Here is a 23,249-nt window from a genome sequence, read left to right on the forward strand (position 1 = left end):
CCACGGGCCGAGCCTCCAGGCTGTGCGCGGCGAGCCGCCGACCGGACCGACCGGCCGGTCCAGGCGCCGAGCCTCACGTCGCCCCAGGCGTCAGCACCGCTCCGGCAAGCTGTCGGACACGGCCCAGTCGTCCTCGTACGGCCCCGTCAGGCGGTGGGACTGGAAGACGTCGTCCGTCGACCCCTGGAAGTAGTAGTCGGACGCGATGGTGGCGGTCGCGCCATCGGGCAGCGAGGCGTGGCCGCGGTGGTCCAGCCCGAAGAGGGCATAGGTGTAAGACGCCGGGGCCTTGACGTCCAGGACGAGCCGGCAGTTCTTCCGCGCGTCGGCCGGTCCGGCACTGCCACCGGCCTGGGCGGTGTAGGCGTCGTACTCCACCGTGAGCGTGGAGTTGTCGGGGGACACCGTGACACCAGCCGTGCCCGCCGGGCACCCGGAGCCGTTGATCGTCTTGATCACGACCCCGGCCCCCTCGGCCGGCGCGTCGGCGGACGCCGACCCGGACTGGGCCGACAGAAGCCCGAGGCATAACGCCGCCAGTGCTCCGCTGGTGGCGAGAAGACGAGACATGACTATCCAATCGCAGTACGGCTGGTGACGGAGTCCCACAGGCGTGACGCGGGGCGGCCGCCGTCACCCGCTTCGGCCGCCGGAGCAGGTTCGGGCATCGGTGCATGCACGGGCAACCGGGCCCGCCGGGTCAGTCCGCACCGCGGTCGGCGACGGTGACCAGTGCGAGAACCCCGTCGACGTCGATGTCGTCGGCGTCCCCCTCGGCGAGCAGTGCGGCATCCAGGCGGTCGAGGCGGACGGACTCCCGGCCGAGGACGGCCGACCCGTGAAGGACCACTGCGAGCACGCAGGTTCCGGCTTCCGGCCGCACCTCGAAGCGGTCGCGCATGATCCGGACACCCGCCGTCGCATCGGCGCGCCGCACCATGACGTTGAAGTCGACGATCGGGCCGCCGAGCAGCTCGCACTTCGTGTCGGAGTCACCGCAGAAGGCGAACGGCTCGTACGGGGCGGCCATCTCGTGCAAGGTGCCGTCGACCGTCAGGGCCATGCCGGGACCGTCGACGACGGTGATGATCCTGTCCACGCCCTCGAAGACGGAGAATGGTCCGCTCTGCGCGACATCGGCGATGCTGACGCGCCAGACGAAATCGCCGGTCCCTGCCCGCTCAGGGTGGGCGGCCACCTCGGAGGTGACACCTCCGCCGTTCTTCCACGGCGCGGATGTTCTGTCCTGCGCCCGCAGAACTTGCAGTGCCATGCGCTTTCCTTCCGGATCGGACGGCTGCGGAGCCCGTTCCCCGGCTCGGCGGCCCGGACAAGAGGAGAGGACTCGTGGGTCGGGCCGCGAACCCCCGGCCTTGAGGCCCTCGACACAGCACCGTACGCGACGACCTCCGACGCCTCGCAGAAGCGGGACGCGGGGAGGCTAGCCAGCACAAGCGAGTTGTCCGCCTCGAAGGACCGGTGAACCGTCCGAACACCTTCCACACCTGGGCAAGGGGCTCCCGCTCTTCCTGCTCCCGCAGAATCCGCGCGATCATTTCGAGATTCCTCACCGACTCCTCTTGAACAGAGCCAACAGGCATGTGAAGCGGAGCGACACCGCGGGGGATCGGTGCCGCTCCTGCGACCGACCCCGCCCCAACAACGACGGGCAGCTACTGTTCACCGCTCGGACCGTGCTGCCCCCGCCAGCGCCTGTCGCCTCGCGGTCACCAGCACGGTCGGGAGCGCGTCCCGGCGGCTGCACGACGTCGCAGATCTGCGACGTTTCGCGCGAAATCCATACACAGCTGCCGCATGCGACTCCCGCGCCCGGGCTGTTCGCCACCCCACCGGCTGCTGGCGGAGGCGGGTCGGGTCGGGTCGAGGAGGCGATCACCTGGTACCGGCGTGCCGGAGTAGCAGGCAACGTCAACGCCCTGTGGCACGTCACCCAGCTGCTGGAGAAGGCAGGGCGGCCGGAGGAGGGGAAGAAGCTGCGGCGGTACGGGTGGGAGTCCCACGGGGCGATCGCTCAGCCGTGGGAGGCAGTGCCTCCTCCCGCGTGGGTCAGACCCTCCTCGGCCCGGGACGCAGTCTTGGGGACCAGTTGGGGGCCAGGGCCCTTGACCGCGCGCTGGGTGGGGGTCGGCGAGCTGTGGCCGGCGATCCGGCGCAGGACATGGACCTGCACTCCGGCGTCGGCGAACCAGGTCGGTCCGGTGTGCCGGAGGTCGTGGCGGCGCAGGTGCGCGTAGCCGAGTTTGGTGACCACGTCGGATGCTGGACGCGGTCGTGACGAGCTCGCTTCCGACGCAGTCGAGCTGCTGGTCGGCCGGGGCAGGCAAGAGGGCGCTCACAGTCGCCACGACGAGTTTCCGGCCGCTGCGCGGACGGCGTCGAAGGCCCCAGGTGCGGAGTGCTCGATGATGGTCGTCAGGGTCGGCCGCCACGGGGAACGGCGACCCGGGTGGCCAGCAGTTGGGCCTCGCGCACCGGACGGCGCTCGTGTTCCAGGAATGACGGTGCGGCGCAGAGGAAGAGGGTCCTGCCGTCGTCGCCGCCGAGCATGCAGGCGTACGCGCCCATGGGCCCGGTGGAGATCTCGTCCGTGATGTCGCCGCCTTCACGGACCCGGATGACACGGGAATGGATCGCGTCAGCGACCCAGATCGCGCCCTCGGCGTCCGAGCAGATGCCGTCCGCCGCGACATGGAGCAGGCCCATGGCGTCGGCGACATTGTCCGTCCGGGGCAGCGGCCCGAACTCGGCTCAGACGCGGCGCCTGGTCAGGCTGCCGTCTTCCATGATGTCGAACGCGGTGAGCCGGTTGCCGAGGGTCTCGGCGACCACGAGCGTTCCGTCTCCCAGGATGACCATGCCGTTGGGGAACGCGAGATCGTCGGCCACAACGGCCACTGTGCCGTCCGGGTCCGCCCGCAGGAGGCTGGTGTTGCGGATGGCGCCGCCGCCCATCAGGTCGAACCCGAAGTTGCCCACGTAGGCCCGGCCCCCGGCGTCGACAACCATGTCGTTGAGGTGCCATGGCGTGAGGCCGGACAGGTCGGCGTGTTCCTGGAGGTGCCCCGAGTCGTCCCGGACGAGCAGCCTGCGGTCGCGCATGGAGACGATGAGAGCGCGCCCGTCCGGCAGGAAACCCAGTCCGGAGGGCTGGCTGGGCACCTTGGCGACTGTCTCGGTGTGGCCGTGCCCGTCTGTGGCGATCACCTGTTCCGTGTAGAAGTCCGATGCCCACAGCCGGCAATGTGCGTCGGCTTCGGCCCGCTCAGTCAGCTCGACAACCTGGAGCACTCTTTTCACCTGGCCACCCGGGCTCTGGCCACCGCCGAGGCGTTCGGGATGACCGGAGCGCACGACATGACGAGTCTGGGTGTGCTGCCCGCGGTCGTAGCCGATCGAGAGGTGGGAGAGGAACTGGTCCGGCGCTTCGTGGTCCCACTGTCCACGCTTCCCGAAGACCTGGCCGACAGCCTTGCCGCCACCGTCGACCGCTACCTCGCCCACGGCCGACGCATCGATCCGGCAGCCCGGGAACTGCTGATCCACCCCAACACGCTGCGTTACCGCATCAAGCGATACCAGGAACTCGTCGGATGTGATCTCCACGAGCCGAGGTGTGCGATCGAGGTCTGGTGGGCCTTGCAACGCGTCCGCCTGGAGACGCTCCCCGGCACCCCGCGTCAGGCGCCGCACATGGCTCCGGTCCCTTCGGCTCAGGGGGACGGCCCACGACAGCACTGACCCTCACCGCACTTGAGCAGAACGGCTCCTCACCCTTCTTGATCGCGACGCCCGTGCGGGATGCCGGCCGGGGTCGACTCGATCGAGCACGGCATGTGCCTGGACCCGGCGCTCCTCGACCGGACGGCGGCGCAGGGCACGGCACTTGTCCCGACGCCGGCGATGGTGACGTCATCGACCGAGGGCAACCGCGCGCCCGCCCCCCCCAGAGCCCGGCGCGACTGGTACCTGCGCGGCTCCGAAGCCCACCCGAGGCTCGTGGCCCAGGCGGTCGAGGCCGGGGTCACGAGCCTGGTCGGCACGGACACCCGCCCGCCCGCACGGCACCGTCGCCGCCGAGGTCCGCGCCACGGCCGGGGCCGGCGCGAGCCCGCACGACGCCCTGGCCGCCGCCTCCTGGACGGCCCGCACCTGGCTCGGCCTTCCGGGGCTGACCCCCGGGGCCCCGGCCGACGCGGTGCTCTACGACCGTGACCCGCGGCTCGACCTGGGCGTTCCGGACCGTCCGACCGCCGTGATCCTGCGCGGAATCCGGGTCCGCCCGTGGAGCTGACCGCGCCGCCGGGGCTCGACATCTACAGTGTTGTAGATTGATCACTGAGCCGAATCGTCCGGCGACACGGAGCGAGAGGGACCACTCATGTCGGTCAACATGTCCAAGGGCCAGCAGGTCAGCCTGAGCAAGTCGGACGGGAGCGCGCTGAACGTCGTCCGGATGGGGCTGGGCTGGAAGGCCGCGCAGCGCAAGGGGTTCCTGGCGAAGCTGGCCGGGCCCAAGGAGATCGACCTGGACGCCTCGGCGGTCCTCTTCTCCGCCGGCCAGGTCGCCGACGTCGTCTACTTCCAGCATCTGACCAGCGACGACGGCTCGGTACGGCACCTGGGGGACAACCTGACCGGGGGCAGCGGCGCCGGGGACGACGACGAGGTGATCCTGGTCGACCTGAGCCGGGTGCCTGGGAAGGTCGACCAGATCTTCCTCACCGTCAACTCGTTCACCGGGCAGACCTTCGCCGAGGTGGAGAACGCCTTCTGCCGGGTCGTCGACGAGTCCACCGGTCAGGAGCTGGCCCGCTACACGCTCAGCGGCGGGGGCGCGTACACCGCACAGATCATGGCCAAGCTCCACCGGGTGGGCGGCGGCTGGCAGGTGAAGGCGATCGGCGAACCCGCCGCCGGCCGCACCTTCCAGGACCTGCTGCCCGCTGTCGCCGCCCATCTGTGACGGGACGCGTGCCCGGAACGCCGAAGGGCGCGCACACCGAGCGGGCGGTGAGGCCCGACTCCGTGTGCGCGCCCTCATGTTCGGCGCGGGCGGTGCGTCGTCCGGACTAGCGGCCGATCACGATGCCTTTCGTCGCGGCCGTCGTGCGGTTCTCGTAGACGACCTCGCCCGTGGACTTCTTCCAGATCCGGATGCCGAACGTGTCCGGCTTGTCCGTCGCCGTGATGCGGAAGGCGTAGCCGTTCTTGCCGTTCAGCGATCCGGAGCCCTGGTACACCGCGGTGGTGCCGGTGATCACCAGCCAGTCGGAGGACGTCGAGCGCAGCTTCAGGCTCGGCTTGGACTTTCCGGCCGGCGTGAGGTCGAAGGAGGCCTTGCCGGTCGGGACCGTGGCGTCCTTCCGGTAGGAGGCGTGGAGGGAGAAGGCCGCCTTGCCGGTCAGCGTCGGGTCGGCCGGGTAGGAGCCCGCCCGGGACGCGATCACGCCGTTGCCGGTCGCGCGGCCGGCCTTGGGGTCGAACACGATCAGCTCGGGGAGCTGCGTGGTCACCGAGGCCTTGTCGTCGTCCGTCACCGTGATCGTCGGGCGGAGGATGCCCGCCTTCAGGTAGGCGTGGCTCGCCTCACAGGTGCCGTTCGTGACCTTGCCGTTGGTAGGGGTGGTGCCGTCCTTCCAGTCGATCGTGCAGGTGTGGGTGTCGGCGCGGCCCGGGTCGGTGAACTTCGCCGAGACGCGGACCGGGTTGGTCCGGCCGGCCGGGACCGGGGTGTTCGGGCCCTGGACCGAGGTGATCGACGGGGGCGCGTTGGTGACCGTCACCGTCAGGGTGTCCTTGCTGCGGCCTCCGGTCAGCGTGACCTCGTAGGTGCCGTTGTCCTGGCAGGTGAGGGACGCCGGGATCGCCGTCCTGTTCGAGATCGTGCAGGGAGTTGTCGGGCTCACGCTCCAACTCGGGGTGCCCGCACCGGAGATGGTGCCCGTGAGCGGGATCGCGCTGCCTTCCGGGCCCGTGGTGTCCGCGCCGGCGTGGACGATCGTCACCGGGTCGATGCTCGACAGGGTCGGGACGACCTTCTTGATGAGACCGGCTCCGTCGAACTCCAGCTTGTCGATGGTGGTTTCGCGGTGCGTGCCGTCACCGCCGGGGATCGCGAAGCGGTGGTAGGCGATGTACCAGTCGTCGGTGTTCGGGACGTGGACCACCGAGTGGTGGCCGGGGCCCTTGATGCCCAGGGAGAGGTCCTTCTCCAGGATCACACCGCGCTTGGTCCAGGGGCCCGTGGGCGAGGAACCGGTCGCGTAGGCCACGCGGTAGTTCTCGTCCCGGGTGTCGTTCTCCGACCACATGAAGTAGTAGGTGCCCTGGCGCTTGATGACGAACGAGCCCTCGTTGTAGCCGCTCGGCGTGATGTCGGTGATCTTCGAGGAGTCGAAGGAGACCATGTCGTTGTTGAGCGGGACCACGTAGGCCCTGCCGTTGCCCCAGTACAGGTACGACTTGCCGTCGTCGTCGGTGAAGACCGCCGGGTCGATCATCTGGCCCGGGTAGGCGCCCGCCTTCAGCAGCGGCTTGCCCAGGGCGTCCTTGAAGGGGCCGGTCGGTGAGTCCGACACCGCCACACCGATGTTCGTGTCGGCGCAGAAGTAGAAGTAGTACTTGCCGTTCCGCGTCTCCATGGTCGGCGCCCAGGCGCGGCTGTCGGCCCAGGAGATGTCGGGACCGAGGTCCAGGATGACGCCGTGGTCCTTCCAGTGGACCAGGTCGGTGGAGGAGTACGCCTTGAACTTCGTACCGCTCCAGCCCTCGAAGCCGTCCGTGGTCGGGTAGATGTAGAAGGTGTCGCCGAACCGGACGATGTTCGGGTCGGCGTTCAGGCCCGGCAGTACCGGGCTCTTCATCTCCACGGCCGTCACCGTCCAGGTGCGCTTCTTGCCGTCCGAGCCGGTGACCTCGTACGTGACCGGCTTGGTGAAGTCACGGACCGTGCCCGACGCCGGGCTGATCGCCGCACCGTGGGCCAGCGTGAACTGCGGTGCCAGGGCGGTCAGTTCGGTGCCCGGGGTGAGCGGAAGGGTGATCCTGCTGCCCGCGTCGTCGATGATCGAGCCGGTCTTCAGCGCGGGGTGGGTCGCCGCGGCGATCCCGGTCGTGTTGCCGCCGATCTCCATGACCTCGGCCGGGGACAGTGCCCGGTTGTAGATACGGAAGTCGTCGACCTCGCCGCCGAAGTACGGGTCGGGCGAGTAGAGCGACTTGCCGATGTAGCCGGAGTTGCCCTTCGCCGCGTCATACAGGTCGGACGGCTTGATGGTGACGCCGGTGACCCGGGCCGCCTCGGCGCCGTCCACGTAGAGGATCGCGGTGCCGGACGCCCCGTCCAGGGTGACCGTGAGGTGCTTCCACTGACCGGCGGTGAGCGGAGCGCCCCCGATCATCTGCTTCTCGCCGGACCAGGTCGCCTTGGTGATCGCGGAGAACAGCTTCCCGCTGCCGTTGGACGGCGTGGCGAAGAGGTACTTGTTGCTGTCCGGGCCGAGGCCGAACAGCCACTGGAAGTTGTCGCCGCCCTTCCACTTCACATAGGTGGAGACGGTGACGCTGTCGGTGTTCTTGAGGACGCCGTTCGGGATGGTGACGTACGGCGAGGTCGTGGACGAGCTGCTGCCGCCGGACATCTTGAAGGAGCCGCCGTGAACTCCCGTACCGAAGGCGGGAGTTCGGACGTACGTGCCGTGGAAGCCGTGACCGCTGGAGTCGCGGGCGATGTTGCCGCCCGTCTCGTCGAAGTCGTAGCGCAGGACCAGGTCGGCCGGCACGTCCGGGCCCTCGGCCGAGACCGTGACCGCGGCGAGGACCGGGACGGCCTCGCCGTTGGGGAGGGCGCCGGTCACCGTGAAGGTGCCGGGCTGCGCGTACGCCGACGCGGGAACGGCGTCCCAGGTGACCGGGACGGGACGCTTGACGCCGTCCGTGTAGGTGGCGATGACCGTGGCCGGGAGGACCGGGGCCTCACCCGCGCGCGTCTTCACCGTGATGTCCTCGACGGAGGTGACGAGCTGGTCCGGCGAGTAGGCGCGCAGCAGACGGTCGTACTCGGCCTGCGTCACCGGAAGTACCGTGCCGTGGCGGGGCCTTGAGGGAAGGTCGTAGTTCGTGGAGGGAGTCCACTTGCCGGAGTCCAGGTCCGTCGACTCGAAGGGGATGTAGCCGCGCCCGCCGAACTCGTCGAGGAACGCGTACCACTTCTCCTCCGTGTTCGACTTGAACACCAGCGGACCCTCGGCCGCGCTCATCGCGCCCTTGCCGATGCCCTCGGCGACGGCGGTGTAGGACGGGTTGAGGATCGAGGCGCTCTTCTCCTCGAAGATGAACTTGCTGTTCGGCGTCGAGGAGGAGTTGTTCCGCTCGTCCTTGGAGAGGCGGTAGTAGGTGTCGTTGTGCTTGATCATCGTGGAGTCGATGACCGAGTAGCCGCGGTCGATCCACACCTTGGGCTCGCTGAAGGTGCGGAAGTCACGGGTGGTCGCGTACATCATGCGGTTGTACGTGTCGCCGGAGTGGTCGGCGTTGTCGTACAGCTTCGAGGCCCAGAAGACCACGTACGAGCCGAGCTCGGTGTCGTAGAACGCCTCCGGCGCCCAGGTGTTGCCGGCCGAGTCGGGCGAGACCTTCACCAGGCGCTGGTCGGTCCAGTGGACCAGGTCGGTGGACTCCCACACCATGATCGACTTGCTGCCGGTGCGCTGGGAGGCGTCCCAGTCGCCGTTGCCGTAGATCCGCAGGTCGGTGGCGATCTGGTAGAACTTGTCGCCCTCGGGGGAGCGGATGATGAACGGGTCGCGCAGGCCCTTCTCGCCCAGCGTGGACGTCAGGACAGGCTTGCCGTCGTTCAACTCCCGCCACTTCAGCGGGTCGTTGCCCTTGCTGAGGGCCGCGTAGAGCTGTTCGCCGTCCGAGGTGCCCTCACCGGTGAAGTAGCTGAACATGTAGCCCTTGAGGGCTTCCTTCGCGGGGAGTTCGGGGACCTTGGCCGTCAGGGTGCGGGTCGCGGTGGCGGTGCCCTTGGTGACGGTCGCGGTCAGTTCGGCTGTCGTGCCGCCGTCGCCGTGCGCCGGGCGGTGCACCACACCGTCGGCCGAGATGACGTCCGGGCTCGCCGAGGACCAGGCAACCGCCGTGCCGAAGACGCCCGTTGACGGGAGGGTGATGTTCCCGCGTACGTCGTCGATGTCCGGGACGGTGAGCGCCTCGGCGGCCTGCTGGACGGCCGTATTGTCGTCGAAGAGGGCCGGGACCGTGACGTCGAAGGTCCTCGTGTCGCTCGCCGGGCCCTTCTTCAGGGTCGCCGTGAGCTTGGCGTGGCCGTCCGGCTGACCGGAGGCCGGGCGGGTGACCACGCCCGAGGACGAGACCACGGACGGGTTGTCGGTCGCCCAGGTGATGGCGGAGCCGCCCGCCGAACCCGAGGCCGGCAGAGCCAGGTTGGCCGTCACCGCGCTCGTGTCGCCCAGCGTGAGAGCCGACTTGTCGGCGGCAACGCCCTGCGCGGCGATGGGGAGGGAGAGTTCCTCGACCTCCGTGGCGGCCAGCGCCCGGTCGTAGACCCGGAAGTCGCGGATGTTGCCCTTGAACAGGTTGTCGCCGGGGTAGACCGACTTGCCGATGTAGTTGGCGGTGGTCGTGCCCGAGCCGATGGAACCGGGGGTGAGGGTGACCGCCGTGTTGCGGCCGACCTCCGCGCCGTCCTCGTAGAGCACGCCCGTGTTGCCGGTCTGGGTGTAGGTGATCTGCTTCCAGACCCCGCGCTGAAGGTTGGTGCCCGCTGAGCGTGTGTTCTGTTCCGTCGACCAGTTGCCGCTGGCGATGGAGGCCCGGTACGAGTTGCCCGTGGTGAACAGATAGCCGTTGCCGGCCGTGCCACTGGTGTTGCCGAAGCCGTAGATGAAGTAAGGGCTCGCCTGGGTGGCGTCGATCTTCACGTCCATCGAGACGGTGATCGAGTTCATGCCGCTCATGATGTCGTCCGGCACCTTGATGTAGGTGTCGGAACCGTTGAAGGCAAGCCCCTCACCGGAGTTGGACCATCCGGCGGTCCCGTTCACCGTGCCCGTACGGCCGTTGCCCGAGGAGTCGGCGACGGTCGTGCCGGAGGCCGCGTCCAACTTGTACCAGAGGGCCAGCCCGTCGGTGATGCCGGCCGCTGCCGCGTGCGCGGGCACCGACATGGCCAACGGCCCTGCGAGCCCGAGCAGTAGCGATGCTGCGGTCAGTCCGGCGAGCCGTTGTGACCAGGGTCTGTCGAGGCCGCGTGATCTCGCGAGTTGCATCGTTTCGGCTTCCTCTGCTCGGACACGTGGGGAGGCGACGGAAAACATCAGATTGCTTCTGTGTGTCCGCGCGTTGCGAGAGTGTCAATCGGTGATAGAGGAGCCGTCAAGGGTTTTCGAACGACGTTCGGCAGGTCGGACAACTAGTTTTTAACGCACCGGAAATCAACAGGAACCAAACCTGACACGGGAGTTGACACGTGCCGCCCCGGTGGTGGCGACAACCGCCGCGCCCGCCTCGACGTTTCATCGGGCATCGGCAGCGGCATCGGCGTTGAAACGGCCCTCACTTGATGCGGCGTCACCTTCGGTTTGTCCGACGTGCGTTGAGACGAGTTCGACGAGGGTGGCGAAGCGGAGGGGAGGACCCGTCCGTCTAGGGTGGAGGCCATGGCAACCGCAATGTCCGGTCAACCGCCCTTAGTTGACCCCGCCGAGCTGATCGCCGACCCTTACGCCGTGTACGGGCGGCTCCGCGAGGCCGGGCCTGTCCACCGGATCACCGGGACGGACGGGCTTCCGGCCTGGCTGGTCACCCGCTACGACGACGTACGCCAGGCACTCGCCGATCCTCGGTTCTCCCTCGACAAACGCAATGCGAAGCCCGGCGGCTACCACGGGCTCGCGCTGCCGCCGGCGCTGGACGCGAACCTGCTGAACATGGACCCGCCGGATCACACCCGCATCCGGCGTCTGGTGTCCAAGGCGTTTACCCCGCGCCGTGTCGAGCTCTTGCGGGAGCCCATCAGGAGAACCGCCGACCGTTTGCTCGACGCCATCGCACCGCACGGCCACGCAGACCTGATCGCCTCCTACGCCGCGCCGCTGCCGATCACCGTGATCTGTGATCTGCTCGGCGTGGCCCCGCAAAACCGGCAGGACTTCCGGAGCTGGACCGACGCCCTGGTGGCCCCGGACCCGGCCCGGCCCGAGACGGCGAAGGAAGCCGTCCGGGCCATGCTCGGCTTCTTCACCGGGCTCCTCGCCGCCAAGCGGGCGGCCCCCGCCGACGACCTGCTCTCCGCGCTGATCGCCGTACGCGACGACGAGGACCGGCTGACGGAGGACGAACTCATGTCCCTGGCCTTCCTCATCCTTTTCGCCGGATACGAGAACACCGTCCACCTCATCGGCAACGCCACCCTGGCCCTGCTCAGCAATCCCGACCAACTGGCCGCGCTCCGCGAGGACCCGGGCAGACTGGGCGCCGCCGTCGAGGAGTTGGCCCGCTTCGACGGGCCCGCGCCGTTGGCCATCCGCCGCTTTCCCACCGAGGACGTCGCCATCGGAGGGGTCACCGTCCCGGCAGGTGAGACCGTCCTGCTCTCCCTGGCCGCCGCTCACCGTGACCCGCACCGTTTCACCGACCCCGACCGGCTCGACATCGGCCGCGACGGGACCGGTCACCTTGCCCTCGGCCACGGCATCCACTACTGCCTGGGCGCCCCTCTGGCCCGTATGGAGACCGAGATCGCCCTCGCCGCGCTCCTCGCCCGCTTTCCGGGGCTGGCCCTCGGCGTCCCGCACACTGGGCTGAAATGGCGGCCGTCCATGCGCGCCCGTGGTCTGCGATCGCTGCCGGTGACCTATTGATCGGGGCCCGGACGCGGACTTCTCCGCCCAGCCGTCCGAGCAGGGACGGGAGTCAGGACCGCATCAGCAACTGGAAATCGAACGCGTAGCGCGACGCCCGGTAGATGTGCGTGCCGAATTCCACGGCCCGTCCGGTGTCGTCGTACGCCGTGCGCTGCATAGTGAGCAGGGCGGCGCCCTCCGCCTCCTCCAGGAGTGCGGCCTCCGCCGCCGTGGCCGAGCGGGCGCCGACGGTCTGGCGGGCGCTGTGCAGGGTGATGCCCGCGCCGCGCATCATCCGGTACAGGCCCGTCGACTCCAGCCGGGCGGCGTCGAGTTCGAGGAGCCCCGAGGGAAGGTAGTTGCACAGGAACGCCACCGGCTCGCCGTGTGTGCGGCGCAGCCGCTCCAGTACGACGACCTCGCTGCCCTCCTTCACCCCGAGGGCGGCGGCGACCTCGGCGGAGGCCGGCTGCGGTTCGTTGCGCAGGACCTGGGTGGTGGGCCCCTGTCCGGCCGCCTCCAGGTCGTCGTAGAGGCTGCTCAGTTCGAGCGGGCGCTTGACCTGGCTGTGCACCACCTGCGTACCGACGCCTCGCCTGCGCACCAGCAGGCCCTTGTCCACCAGGGACTGGATCGCCTGGCGGACCGTGGGCCTGGACAGGCCCAGGCGGACCGACAGGTCGATCTCGTTGCCCAGGAGATTGCCCGGGGCCAGGACCCCGTGCTCGATCGCCGCCTCCAGTTGCTGGGCCAACTGGTAGTAGAGCGGGACCGGGCTGGAGCGGTCCAGCGTGAAGTCCATGGTGTCGACCGGGGAGCCGGACGCCGTACGGGCGCGATCACCTGGTGTCGCCATGGGCACCTCCCTTCATATGCCGATCGGTCTGGTCAGAGGTGCCGGCGGCGGGCGGCGGCCTGACGGTCGTACTCCTCCCGGGCCCTTACGGCGGACTCACGGGCGGCGGTCTCGGCGACCGGCACGTCCCACCAGGCCTCCGCCGGAGGAGCGGTCGGCGTCGGGTCGGTCTCCACGTACACGCACGTCGGCCGGTCCGAGGCGCGGGCCTTCGCCAGGGCCGCGCGCAGCTCGCCCACGGTCTCGGCGCGCAGCACGTCCATGCCGAGGCTGGCCGCGTTCGCCGCCAGGTCGACCGGCAGCGGGTCGCCGGTGAAGGTGCCGTCGGCGGCCCGGTAGCGGTAGGGGGTGCCGAAGCGCTCGCCGCCGACCGACTCGGAGAGGCCGCCGATGGAGGCGTACCCGTGGTTCTGGACGAGGACCAGGTTGACGGGCAGGCCCTCCTGGACGGCCGTGACGATCTCGGTCGGCATCATCAGATAGGTGCCGTCGCCGACCAGCGCCCAGACCGGGGTGTCCGGCGCGGCCTGCTGGACGCCGATCGCGGCCGGGATCTCGTAGCCCATGCAGGAGTAGCCGTACTCCAGGTGGTACTGGCGGGGGCTGCGGGCCCGCCACAGCTTGTGCAGGTCGCCCGGGAGCGAACCGGCCGCGTTGATGATCACGTCGTCGTCGCCCACGACCGAGTCCAGGGCGCCCAGCACCTGGGTCTGCGTGGGTACGGCGTTGTCGTCGGCGGCGGTGAACGCGGTGTCGACGACCTGCTCCCAGCGGTCCTTTCCGACGCGGTACTCGGACTCGTAGGCCGCGTCGACACGGTGGCCGGACAACGCCTCCGTCAGCGCCGTGAGACCCGCTCGCGCGTCGCAGACGAGCGCGCGCGCCGCCAGCTTGTGGGCGTCGAAGGACGCGATGTTGAGGTTGAGGAACCGCACGGCCGGGTTCTTGAACAGGGTGTTCGAGGCGGTCGTGAAGTCGGTGTAGCGGGTGCCGACGCCGATGACCAGGTCGGCGGTGCGGGCCAGGTCGTCGCTGACGGCCGTGCCGGTGTGGCCGATGCCGCCCAGGTCGGCCGGGTGGTCGTAACGCAGGGAGCCCTTGCCGGCCTGGGTGGAGGCCACGGGGATGCCGGTGGCGTCCACCAGGGCCTTCAGCGCGTCCTCGGCCTCGCTGTGGTGGATCCCGCCGCCCGCGACGATCAGCGGGCGCTCGGCGGCCCGGATCGCCTCCACCGCCTCGGCCAGCTCGTACGGGTCGGGCGCGGGACGCCTGACATGCCAGACGCGCTCGGCGAAGAACTCCTCCGGCCAGTCGTACGCCTCCGCCTGCACGTCCTGTGGCAGACAGAGGGTGACGGCACCCGTCTCCACCGGGTCCGTGAGGACACGTACGGCGTTCAGCGCGGACGGGATCAGCGCCTCGGGGCGCGTCACCCGGTCGAAATAGCGTGAGACCGGGCGCAGGGTGTCGTTGACCGACAGGTCGGCCTCGACCGGGTGCTCCAGTTGCTGGAGCAGCGGGTCCGCGGTGCGGGTCGCGAAGTAGTCGCCGGGGAGCAGGAGTACCGGGAGGCGGTTGATCGTGGCGAGGGCGGCGCCGGTGACGAGGTTGGTGGCGCCCGGGCCGATGGAGGTGGTGACGGCCTGCGTGGAGAGGCGGTTCAACTGGCGGGCGTGACCGACGGCCGCGTGGACCATCGCCTGCTCGTTGCGGCCCTGGTGGAACGGCATCGCGTCCTCACCGGCCTCCAGGAGCGCCTGACCGAGGCCCGCCACATTGCCGTGGCCGAAAATCCCCCATGTACCGGTGATCAGCCGCCGGCGCACACCGTCGCGCTCGGTGTACTGGACGGACAGGAACCGCACCAGCGCCTGGGCGACGGTCAGACGGCGGACAGGGGTGCTGGTCATCAGGACTTCTCCGGGGCCGTGTAGAGGGGCAGACGGGGGTCGACGGGCTGTTCGGGCCAGGTGCCGCGCACCCAGGCGTGATCGGGGTGGTCGCAGATCAGCCAGGCACGGTCGTCCTCGGGGCCCGCCATGACGTTCAGGAAGTACATGTGGTGACCGGGCACGGCCATCGAGGGGCCGTGCCAGCCGTCGGGGATGAGGACGACGTCGCCGTCACGGACCTCGGCCAGCACATCCGTGTCGCGGCCCGGACCGGACGGGGACACCCGCTGGTAGCCGAGGCCGGGCGTGCCCTCGTGGTCGGCGAACTCGAAGTAGTAGATCTCCTCCAGCACGGACTCCTCGCCGGGCCGGTGCTCGTCGTGCTTGTGCGGCGGGAACGACGACCAGTTCCCGCCGGGTGTGATCACCTCGACGGCGATCAGCTTGTCGCACTCGAACACACCGGCCGCGCCGAAGTTGTTGACCTGCCGGGAGGAGTTCCCGGAGCCGCGCAGCTCCACGGGGACGGAGGAGGCGGGCCCGTAGCGGGCGGGCAGCCGCCGGTCGCAGCGGGCGCCGGTGAGCGCGAAGCGCCCGCCCGTTGCGGAGGTGATGGTCGTACGGGCGTCACGGGGCAGATAGACGAAGTCGCTGACGCCGCTGAACACGCTGTCGCGGCCCCGCACCTCGAAGGTGGAGTGGCCGAAATCGTCCGCCGTCTCGACCGCGCAGGCGCCGCTCAGGGAGAGCACGATCCACTCACTGTCTCCGGTGGACAGGGAGTGCGAGCCGCCCGGGGGCAGTTCCAGCACCCGGAGGCTGGAGTAGCCCCAGCCGGCCTTCTCGGGGTTGACGTCGACGACGTAGGGGCCGCCGACAGCCTTGCCGGCCGGGAGGTGGTGGGCGGTGGCGGTGGTCATGGTCTGGCACTCCTGTTCACAAGTGGGCCCTGCGCCGACCCGGTTCATGGCCTTACCCTGAATATTCGAATTGTCCTAGTTAATGAATGTTCCGCAGACCCGTCGAATACGTTGCCGAACGTTTGCATTAGGGTCAGCCTGTCGTCTTTCCAGGTGTAGGGCTCAGTGAGCGGGGCTGTCAAGAGTTTGTACTTACATTCTGACTTACCAGTGAAATAATGTCTTAACAAAGTATTGACAGTGGGCGCTTCCTACGTCTTGGATTCGGTCCCAGCACGACCGCCGTGTTCGCGGCACACACGGCCCGGACCTCCGGGACCCGGGCCCGGGACCGCAGACATTCCCCCCATCTCCCCGGTCGCACAGTGAGGTGCAGAAAAGATGGACCGCTCTTCTCGCTCCCGCAGAATCGCCCCCGTTGTCGCCGCCGCCGCGGCGGCGGCCCTGGTCCTCGCGGGCTGCTCCAGCAGTTCCGGCGGCAAGAAGGCCGAGGACGGCGGCGCCGACGCCTCGGCGGGCAAGGCCACCACTCCTCGGATGACCGTCGCGCTGGTCACCCACCAGGCGCCCGGCGACACCTTCTGGGACATCGTCCGCAAGGGTGCCCAGGCCGCCGCGGACAAGGACAACGTCAAGCTCGTCTACTCGGCCGACCCGAACGCGGGCAACCAGGCCAACCTCGTCCAGAACGCGATCGACCAGAAGGTCGACGGCATCGCCATCACGCTGGCCAAGCCCGACGCGATGAAGGACGTCGTGGCCAAGGCGACGGCGGCGGGCATCCCCGTGGTCGGCCTCAACTCGGGCCTGAGCGACTGGAAGAGGCTGGGCCTCCAGCAGTTCTTCGGCCAGGACGAGACCGTCGCGGGCGAGGCGTTCGGCAAGCGGCTGAACGACCTCGGCTCGAAGAAAGCCGTCTGTGTGATCCAGGAACAGGGCAACGTCGGCCTCACCCAGCGCTGCGACGGCGTCAAGAAGACGTACACCGGCACGCTGGAGGTCCTCAACGTCAACGGCACCGACATGCCGTCGGTCAAGTCGACGATCACCGCGAAGCTCAACCAGGACAAGGCCATTGACTACGTGGTCGCGCTCGGCGCCCCCTACGCGCTGACCGCGGTGCAGTCGGTGGGCGACGCCGGCAGCAAGGCCAAGGTCGCCACCTTCGACCTGAACAAGGAACTCACCGACGCCATCTCGAAGGGCGACATCCAGTTCGCGGTCGACCAGCAGCCCTACCTCCAGGGCTACTTGGCCGTCGACGGGCTGTGGCTCTTCAAGAACAACGGCAACTACAGCGGTGGCGGTGAGCAGCCCGTGCTGACCGGCCCGGCGTTCGTCGACAAGTCCAACGTCGAGAAGATCGCCGCGTTCGCCGCGAAGGGCACTCGGTGATGTCGAGTCAGTCAACGGCATCGGCGGCGAGCTCCTCGCCGTCGGTGCCGCCGGCCGGCCGGCAGGACGGCCGCACCAGCCGGCGGTCCCTGGGGCGCAGGCTGCTGGCCCGTCCCGAGGTCGGCGCCCTCATCGCCGCCATCGGTGTGTACCTGTTCTTCTTCGCTGTGGCGCCCTCCTTCCGGGAGCCCAGCGCGCTCGCGACGGTGCTCTACCAGGCATCGGTAATGGGCATCATGGCGCTGCCGGTGGCGCTGCTGATGATCGGCGGGGAGTTCGACCTGTCCGCCGGTGTCGCGGTGACGTCCTCGGCGCTGACCGCCGCCATCCTCAGCTTCCAGCTGTCCGTCAACGTATGGACCGGCGTCTTCGTCGCCCTGATCGTGTCCCTCGCGGTAGGGGCGTTCAATGGCTGGCTGCTGATCAGGACCGGGCTGCCGAGCTTCCTGGTCACCCTGGGCTCGTTCCTGATCCTCCAGGGCGCCAACCTCGCGGTCACGAAGATCTTCACGGGGAACGTCGCGAGCGACTCGATCGCCGACATGGACGGCTTCGACCAGGCCAAGAAGGTCTTCGCGTCCGAGTTCACCATCGGAGACGTCAGCTTCAAGATCACGATCGTGTACTGGCTGGTGTTCGCCCTCGTCGCGACCTGGCTGCTGCTGCGCACCAAGTTCGGCAACTGGATCTTCGCCGTCGGCGGCAGCAAGGAGAGCGCCCGCGCGGTCGGCGTCCCGGTCAGCTTCACGAAGATCGCCCTGTTCATGGGCGTCGGCGCGTGTGCCTGGTTCGTGGGCATGCACCTGCTGTTCTCGTTCAACACCGTGCAGTCCGGCGAGGGCGTGGGCAACGAGTTCCTGTACATCATCGCCGCGGTCATCGGCGGCTGCCTGCTCACCGGCGGCTACGGCTCGGCCATCGGCTCGGTCATCGGTGCCTTCATCTTCGGCATGGTCTCCCAGGGCATCGTCTACGCCAACTGGAACCCCGACTGGTTCAAGGCGTTCCTCGGCGTGATGCTCCTGGTCGCCGCCCTCGTCAATCTGTGGGTACGCCGCCAGGCGACCCGGAGGTGAACTGATGACAACCAACGAAACCTCCCCCAACGGCACGCCCGCCCAGCAGAGTTCGCCGGTGGACGCCGCGCCGATCGTCGAACTGCGGGGCACGGGCAAGTCGTACGGCAACGTCCGCGCCCTGCACGGCGTCGACCTCACCGTCCGGTCCGGTCAGGTGACCTGCGTGCTGGGCGACAACGGCGCCGGCAAGTCCACCCTCATCAAAATCATCTCCGGGCTGCACCAGCACACCGAGGGCGAGGTGCTCGTGGACGGCAGCCCCGTCCGCTTCGGCACGCCCCGTGAGGCACTGGACGCGGGCATCGCGACCGTCTACCAGGACCTGGCGACCGTCCCGCTGATGCCGGTGTGGCGCAACTTCTTCCTCGGCTCCGAGATGACCAAGGGCCCCTGGCCCGTACGCCGACTCGACATCGAGCGGATGAAGCGGACCGCGGACACGGAACTGCGCAACATGGGCATCGTCCTCGACGACCTCGACCAGCCCATCGGCACCCTCTCCGGCGGTCAGCGCCAGTCCGTGGCCATCGCCCGCGCCGTCTACTTCGGCGCGCGGGTGCTGATCCTGGACGAGCCCACCGCCGCGCTGGGTGTCAAGCAGTCCGGTGTGGTGCTGAAGTACATCGCCGCCGCCCGTGACAAGGGCCTGGGCGTCATCTTCATCACCCACAACCCGCATCACGCCTATATGGTCGGCGACCACTTCAGCGTCCTGCGGCTGGGGACCCTGGAACTCTCCGCTGCGCGTAGTGAGGTCACGCTCGAAGAGCTGACCAACCATATGGCGGGCGGGGCGGAACTCGCGGCGCTCAAGCATGAGTTGGCGCAGGTGCGGGGGGTTGATGTGGAGGAGCTGCCCGAAGCGGAGGATCTCCAGGCGCCGGTCGCCTCCTCCCCGGAAGGGAAGACCGCGTGAGGGCGGCCGGTCCACGGTTGTTCGGCGGGTGCGGGCCGGTGGGGGCTTGTCGCGCCCCGCGGCGGAGCCGCAAATGTCACAGCCCCGCGCCCCTAGGTGGGGCGGGTTGCCGCGTGCCTGAATGGGCACCCCGACGGCCCGTGCCGTACCGCTGAGGGTGTGGCGCGGGCCGTCAGGGTGAACGTGAACGGTGCTCAGACCGTTCGTACCTCCTCGATGCGTACCGGGCGGTGCTCCTGGAGCGACAGCGTGCACGCGTCCGCGATCCAGCCGGCCTCCAGCGCCTCGGCGACCGTGCACGGGGAGGTGCGGGTGCCCGCGACGACCTCGGTGAACGCCGTCAGTTCGGCGCGGTAGGCGGGGACGAAGCGGTCCATGAAGAAGTCGTGCGGGACACCCGCCGGGAAGGTCACGCCCGGCTCCACGGAACGCAGCGGGAGCTTGTCCTCCAGGCCCACCGAGATGCTGTCCTTGAAACCGTGCAGGTCCATACGGACGTCGTAACCACGGGCGTTGTGGCGGGAGTTGGACACCACGGCGATCGTGCCGTCGTCCAGCGTGAGAATCGCGCCGGTGGTGTCGGCGTCGCCCGCCTCCTTGATGTAGTCGGCACCCCGGTTGCCGCCGACCGCGTACACCTCGGTCACCTCGCGGCCCGTCACCCAGCGGATGATGTCGAAGTCGTGCACCGAACAGTCCCGGAAGATGCCACCGGAGGCGGCGATGTACGCGGCCGGCGGCGGCGCCGGGTCCAGGGTGGTCGACCGGACGGAGTGCAGGAGCCCCAGCTCGCCGCTCAGCACCGCGTCGCGGGCCGCCGTGAAGCCCGCGTCGAAGCGGCGCTGGTAGCCGATCTGGATCTCGACGCCGCTGTCGTTCACCGCGTTCAGCACCGCGACGCCCTCGGCCATCGTGCGCGCCACCGGCTTCTCGCAGAACACCGGTACGCCCGCCTCGACCGCCGCGAGGATCAGCGCCGGGTGGGCGTCTGTCGCCGCGGCGACCACGATGCCGTCCACACCGGCGGCGAGGAGAGCCTCGGGGGAGTCCGCGACCTCGGCGCCGAAGCGCTCCGCGGCGGTCTTCGCGGCCTCCGCGAACGGGTCGCTGACGACGAGGGAGTCGACGATGTCGAGACCGGAGAGGGTCTCGGCGTGGAAAGCGCCGATGCGGCCGAGGCCGAGGATTCCGATACGCATGGCTGGTGCTGCTCCTGGAGAGAAGGGGACGAGGAAGAGGGAGGAAAGGGGGAAGGAGTGGTCAGTCGAGGCCGCCGAGCACGTTCTGGTCCCAGTCGATCACCGAACCGGTGACGACGCCCGAGCGGTCGGACAGCAGGAGGACCACGAAGTCGGCGATCTCGTCCGGCCGGCCGAGCCTGCCCATGGGGACACGTTCGGCGGCCCGGTCGAGCCAGTCGTCGCCCGCTCCGTGGAAGGCCCGCTGGGTGGCGTCCTCGCCCTCGGTCGCCGTCCAGCCGATGTTCAGGCCGTTGATCCGGACCCGGTCCCAGCGGTGCGCGTGCGCCGCGTTGCGGGTCAGGCCGACGAGCCCGGCCTTCGCGGCGACGTACGGGGCGAGGAAGGGCTGTCCGCCGTGTGCCGAGGACGTGATGATGTTGACGACCGTGCCGGGCGCCTCGCGCGCCACCATGTCCGCCACCGCCGCCTGCATGGCGAAGAACGGGCCCTTGAGGTTGACCGCGATGTGCGCGTCGAACAGTTCGGGCGTGGTGTCGAGGAGCGTGCCGCGCGAGGTCAGGCCCGCCGAGTTGACCAGGCAGTCGATCCGGCCGTGCGCGGCGATCACCTCGGCCACGGACGCCTTCGCCTGCCCGGCGTCGGCGAGGTCGGCGGGTACGAACATGGCCCTGCCGCCCGCCGCCGTCAGCTCCGCGACCAGCGCCGCGCCGGGCTCCGGTCGCCGCCCGGTCACCGCGACGACGGCGCCCTCGCGGACGGCGGCCCGGGCGACGGCCGCCCCGACACCCTGGGTGCCGCCGTTGACGAGGACGACCTTGCCCTGAAGAAGTCCCATGCGGTTCGATTCCTCAGCTCTCACGTCGGCGGCTCTCCCGTCGTTCACCGGCCGCCCGCAGCGCTGCGCGGAGCGCCTCGGGGGTCCACTCCTCGCTCAGCGCGCGCCGTACGAGGTCCGCCTGCGAAGGCGGGGCCAGACCGTCGACCGGCGGGTCCCGGTCGAGGTCGGTGGGAAAGGCGTAGCCCTCGGCAGAGGCCGCGACGACGGCTTCCAGCCATGCGTCGTCGCCCGCTCTCTCGGCCTTGCGGGCGAGCAGCACCGGATAGACCGCGTTGACGACCGCCTCCCGGTCCACGGTCTCCATGGCCCGCCCGAACGCGGAGGACACCTGGAGGAGGTTCGCCATCCGGCGGATGTCCGTGGACCGGTTGGTGCCGGCCGCGTGGAAGAGCGCCGGGTTGAAGAACACCGCGTCGCCCTTGGCCAGCGGCAACTGCACGTGACGGGCGTCGAAGTACGCCCTGAACTCCGGGCGCCGCCAGGCCAGATACCCGGGCTCGTACGACTGCGAGTACGGCAGGTACAGCGTCGGGCCGGACTCCACGGGCATGTCGCAGTGGGCGACGGCGCCCTGAAGCGTCAGCACGGGCGACAGCCGGTGGACGTGCGCGGGGTAGGCGGCGGCCGCCTCGTCGGACAGGAAGCCGAGGTGGTAGTCGCGGTGCGGGCGCTGCGCGGCGCCACCGGGGTTGACCACGTTGATCTGCGAGGTGACCTGATAGCCGGGGCCGAGCCAGGCGGTCGAGACGAGGGCGATCATGTCGTTGGCGTAGTAGTCGGCGAACACCTCCGGCGCGCCCAGGGCCGTCTTCTCCAGGGCGTTCCACACCCGGTCGTTGGCCCCCGGCGCGGCGAAGTGGTCGCCCCCGACGGCCCCGGTGGCACGCTGCCCGGCGATGAGCGACTCGAAGGCGCCGGTCGCCCGGTCCACCACCGCAGGATCGGCGAAGGCCCGCTGGAGGACCACGACACCGGGCCCGTGGGTGAGCGCGTGCACCAGCTCCGCCATGACCTCCCGGCGTCCCCCGGGAGTGGAGACGGCGCCGCGCAGCCGCTCACTGTCGTAGACGAGGACGTTGTCGCGGACGGCGGACGCGTACGGGAAGTCGGCGGTGTCGGTCGTCCGCTCGACCTCTGCGCGGAAGGCGCCGAGATCACAGTCCTGCTCGGACAGCCACGCCCGGCGCTGTGCGGCGGTGAGGGACATCGTCGTCCTTCTCTCGGTCATCGCGGAACGCTGTCACTGCTGTTCGTCACTGCTGCTGTCGCTGTCATTGTTGTCATGACAAACTCGTCAAACAACCGGCAGGCAGCCATCAAAAACCCCTCAGACGGAAGCCGAGGAACCTCCTCATGGGCCACCCCTACCCGATCCGGGAGATCGCACGTCAGGCGGGCCTCAGCGAGGCCACCGTCGACCGCGTCCTGAACGGCCGGGGCGGAGTGCGCGAGAGCACCCAGCGCGAGGTACGGCAGGCCATCGCGGACCTGGACCGGCAGCGCACCCAGGTCAGGCTGGTCGGCCGTACGTTCATGATCGACATCGTGATGCAGGCGCCCGAGCGGTTCACCACCGCCGTCCGGGCCGCCCTGGAGGCCGAACTGCCCGCCCTCCACCCGGCCGTCGTACGCTCCCGCTTCCACTTCCGCGAGACAGGTCCGGTGCCGGAACTGGTGGCGACCCTGGACCGCATCGCCCGGCGCGGCTCACAGGGCGTCATCGTCAAGGCGCCGGACGTACCCGAGGTCACGGCCGCCGTAGGACGCCTGATGGCGACCGGCATCCCGGTCGTCACCCTGGTGACCGACCTGCCCTCCAGCGCCCGCCTCGCCTACGTCGGCATCGACAACCGGGCCGCCGGCGCGACCGCCGCGTACCTCATGGGCCAGTGGCTGGGCGAACGCCCCGGCAATGTGCTCACCAGCCTGAGCAGCGGCTTCTTCCGCAACGAGGAGGAGCGCGAGATGGGCTTCCGGGGCGCGATGCGGGCCCGGCACCCCGAGCGCGCCCTCGTCGAGATCACCGAGGGCCAGGGCCTGGACGCCACCCAGTACGACCTGGTCCGCAGCGCCCTGGAACGCGACCCCGACATCCGGGCGGTCTACTCGATCGGCGGCGGCAACATCGCGACGCTACGGGCCTTCGAGGACCTGGGCCGCGAGTGCGCGGTGTTCGTGGCGCACGACCTCGACCACGACAACACCCGCCTCCTGCGCGAGCACCGCCTGTCCTGCGTACTCCACCACGACCTGCGCCAGGACA

At 69.6% G+C, this 23,249-nt stretch carries 16 protein-coding genes and 2 pseudogenes; 7 read left to right on the top strand and 11 right to left on the bottom strand.

The annotated features are described in order from the left end of the window. Positions 1-90: 90 nt before the first annotated feature. The 4 genes and pseudogenes from AOK08_RS06900 to AOK08_RS47075 form a co-directional block, all read right to left on the bottom strand. Complete coding sequence (locus AOK08_RS06900) at positions 91-570, bottom strand: DUF4360 domain-containing protein (RefSeq protein ID WP_079053879.1); 480 nt, start codon at positions 568-570, stop codon at positions 91-93. Positions 571-700: 130 nt separating this feature from the next. Next, positions 701-1,273, bottom strand: coding sequence for a HutD/Ves family protein (locus AOK08_RS06905; protein WP_055524556.1), 573 nt, complete (start codon positions 1,271-1,273; stop codon positions 701-703). An 858-nt stretch (positions 1,274-2,131) separates the two neighbouring features. Beyond that, positions 2,132-2,275, bottom strand: a pseudogene (locus AOK08_RS48670) (site-specific integrase); the annotation flags it as partial. A gap of 158 nt (positions 2,276-2,433) precedes the next feature. Continuing rightward, positions 2,434-3,372: pseudogene (locus tag AOK08_RS47075) on the bottom strand (SMP-30/gluconolactonase/LRE family protein). Here AOK08_RS47075 and AOK08_RS06920 point away from each other — a divergent pair. Together AOK08_RS06920 and AOK08_RS06930 are read left to right on the top strand one after the other, a co-directional pair. Then, positions 3,358-3,759 (top strand): helix-turn-helix domain-containing protein, encoded by a 402-nt coding sequence (locus AOK08_RS06920; protein WP_055524558.1) that lies wholly within the window; start codon positions 3,358-3,360, stop codon positions 3,757-3,759. The pseudogene AOK08_RS47075 and the gene AOK08_RS06920 overlap by 15 nt on opposite strands. Before the next feature lie 640 nt (positions 3,760-4,399). Next, positions 4,400-4,984 carry a TerD family protein gene (locus AOK08_RS06930; protein WP_055524560.1) on the top strand — a complete coding sequence of 195 codons (585 nt, stop codon included), beginning with the start codon at positions 4,400-4,402 and terminating at the stop codon, positions 4,982-4,984. Positions 4,985-5,090: 106 nt separating this feature from the next. On the opposite strand, the gene AOK08_RS06935 is transcribed toward AOK08_RS06930, so the two are convergent. Beyond that, entirely contained in the window at positions 5,091-10,313 is a 5,223-nt protein-coding gene (locus AOK08_RS06935; RefSeq protein WP_055524561.1) for a family 43 glycosylhydrolase, read from the bottom strand. A 390-nt stretch (positions 10,314-10,703) separates the two neighbouring features. Between AOK08_RS06935 and AOK08_RS06940 the strand changes: the two genes are divergently transcribed. After that, complete coding sequence (locus tag AOK08_RS06940) at positions 10,704-11,906, top strand: cytochrome P450 family protein (RefSeq protein WP_055524562.1); 1,203 nt, start codon at positions 10,704-10,706, stop codon at positions 11,904-11,906. Between the two features lie 52 nt (positions 11,907-11,958). On the opposite strand, the gene AOK08_RS06945 is transcribed toward AOK08_RS06940, so the two are convergent. The 3 genes from AOK08_RS06945 to iolB are packed head-to-tail and all read right to left on the bottom strand — an operon-like array spanning position 11,959 to position 15,556. After that, entirely contained in the window at positions 11,959-12,744 is a 786-nt protein-coding gene (locus AOK08_RS06945) for a GntR family transcriptional regulator (protein WP_055524563.1), read from the bottom strand. A gap of 32 nt (positions 12,745-12,776) precedes the next feature. Continuing rightward, the gene (iolD, locus tag AOK08_RS06950; protein WP_055524564.1) at positions 12,777-14,654 is read right to left on the bottom strand and encodes a 3D-(3,5/4)-trihydroxycyclohexane-1,2-dione acylhydrolase (decyclizing); all 1,878 of its coding nucleotides are present in this window, start codon (positions 14,652-14,654) and stop codon (positions 12,777-12,779) included. After that, on the bottom strand, positions 14,654-15,556 hold the full coding sequence (gene iolB, locus AOK08_RS06955; protein WP_055524565.1) for a 5-deoxy-glucuronate isomerase: 903 nt from the start codon (positions 15,554-15,556) through the stop codon (positions 14,654-14,656). Before iolB ends, iolD begins: the two co-directional genes overlap by 1 nt. Before the next feature lie 381 nt (positions 15,557-15,937). Here iolB and AOK08_RS06960 point away from each other — a divergent pair, with 381 nt between their 5' ends. The 3 genes from AOK08_RS06960 to AOK08_RS06970 are packed head-to-tail and all read left to right on the top strand — an operon-like array spanning position 15,938 to position 18,946. Beyond that, positions 15,938-16,951, top strand: coding sequence for a substrate-binding domain-containing protein (locus AOK08_RS06960; protein WP_055524566.1), 1,014 nt, complete (start codon positions 15,938-15,940; stop codon positions 16,949-16,951). Beyond that, complete coding sequence (locus AOK08_RS06965) at positions 16,951-18,027, top strand: ABC transporter permease (RefSeq protein WP_055524567.1); 1,077 nt, start codon at positions 16,951-16,953, stop codon at positions 18,025-18,027. Before AOK08_RS06960 ends, AOK08_RS06965 begins: the two co-directional genes overlap by 1 nt. Positions 18,028-18,031: 4 nt before the next feature. Continuing rightward, a complete protein-coding gene (locus AOK08_RS06970) occupies positions 18,032-18,946 on the top strand; it encodes an ATP-binding cassette domain-containing protein (RefSeq protein ID WP_055524568.1) in 915 nt (304 codons plus the stop codon). A 194-nt stretch (positions 18,947-19,140) separates the two neighbouring features. Here AOK08_RS06970 and AOK08_RS06975 read toward each other — a convergent pair whose 3' ends face one another. The 3 genes from AOK08_RS06975 to AOK08_RS06985 all read right to left on the bottom strand — a co-directional run bounded on the left by AOK08_RS06975 (position 19,141) and on the right by AOK08_RS06985 (position 22,193). Continuing rightward, complete coding sequence (locus tag AOK08_RS06975) at positions 19,141-20,145, bottom strand: Gfo/Idh/MocA family protein (RefSeq protein WP_055524569.1); 1,005 nt, start codon at positions 20,143-20,145, stop codon at positions 19,141-19,143. A gap of 61 nt (positions 20,146-20,206) precedes the next feature. Beyond that, on the bottom strand, positions 20,207-20,983 hold the full coding sequence (locus AOK08_RS06980) for an SDR family oxidoreductase (RefSeq protein WP_055524570.1): 777 nt from the start codon (positions 20,981-20,983) through the stop codon (positions 20,207-20,209). Positions 20,984-20,996: 13 nt separating this feature from the next. Beyond that, complete coding sequence (locus tag AOK08_RS06985; RefSeq protein ID WP_055524571.1) at positions 20,997-22,193, bottom strand: phytanoyl-CoA dioxygenase family protein; 1,197 nt, start codon at positions 22,191-22,193, stop codon at positions 20,997-20,999. Positions 22,194-22,339: 146 nt separating this feature from the next. On the opposite strand from AOK08_RS06985, the gene AOK08_RS06990 reads away from it, so the two are divergent. Next, on the top strand, positions 22,340-23,249 hold a 910-nt coding region (locus AOK08_RS06990), incomplete at its 3' end, for a LacI family DNA-binding transcriptional regulator (protein ID WP_055524572.1).

This window comes from Streptomyces graminilatus, assembly GCF_001418565.1.
Lineage (GTDB): Bacteria > Actinomycetota > Actinomycetes > Streptomycetales > Streptomycetaceae > Streptomyces > Streptomyces graminilatus.

Coding starts and splice junctions, on each gene's coding strand:
- AOK08_RS06960 (WP_055524566.1), top strand. CDS start 15,938: ATGGACCGCTCTTCTCGCTCCCGCAGAATCGCCCCCGTTGTCGCCGCC.
- AOK08_RS06930 (WP_055524560.1), top strand. CDS start 4,400: ATGTCGGTCAACATGTCCAAGGGCCAGCAGGTCAGCCTGAGCAAGTCG.
- AOK08_RS06985 (WP_055524571.1), bottom strand. CDS start 22,193: ATGTCCCTCACCGCCGCACAGCGCCGGGCGTGGCTGTCCGAGCAGGAC.
- iolB (WP_055524565.1), bottom strand. CDS start 15,556: ATGACCACCGCCACCGCCCACCACCTCCCGGCCGGCAAGGCTGTCGGC.
- AOK08_RS06935 (WP_055524561.1), bottom strand. CDS start 10,313: ATGCAACTCGCGAGATCACGCGGCCTCGACAGACCCTGGTCACAACGG.
- AOK08_RS06965 (WP_055524567.1), top strand. CDS start 16,951: ATGTCGAGTCAGTCAACGGCATCGGCGGCGAGCTCCTCGCCGTCGGTG.
- AOK08_RS06940 (WP_055524562.1), top strand. CDS start 10,704: ATGGCAACCGCAATGTCCGGTCAACCGCCCTTAGTTGACCCCGCCGAG.
- AOK08_RS06900 (WP_079053879.1), bottom strand. CDS start 570: ATGTCTCGTCTTCTCGCCACCAGCGGAGCACTGGCGGCGTTATGCCTC.
- AOK08_RS06905 (WP_055524556.1), bottom strand. CDS start 1,273: ATGGCACTGCAAGTTCTGCGGGCGCAGGACAGAACATCCGCGCCGTGG.
- iolD (WP_055524564.1), bottom strand. CDS start 14,654: ATGACCAGCACCCCTGTCCGCCGTCTGACCGTCGCCCAGGCGCTGGTG.
- AOK08_RS06970 (WP_055524568.1), top strand. CDS start 18,032: ATGACAACCAACGAAACCTCCCCCAACGGCACGCCCGCCCAGCAGAGT.
- AOK08_RS06975 (WP_055524569.1), bottom strand. CDS start 20,145: ATGCGTATCGGAATCCTCGGCCTCGGCCGCATCGGCGCTTTCCACGCC.
- AOK08_RS06980 (WP_055524570.1), bottom strand. CDS start 20,983: ATGGGACTTCTTCAGGGCAAGGTCGTCCTCGTCAACGGCGGCACCCAG.
- AOK08_RS06920 (WP_055524558.1), top strand. CDS start 3,358: ATGACCGGAGCGCACGACATGACGAGTCTGGGTGTGCTGCCCGCGGTC.
- AOK08_RS06945 (WP_055524563.1), bottom strand. CDS start 12,744: ATGGCGACACCAGGTGATCGCGCCCGTACGGCGTCCGGCTCCCCGGTC.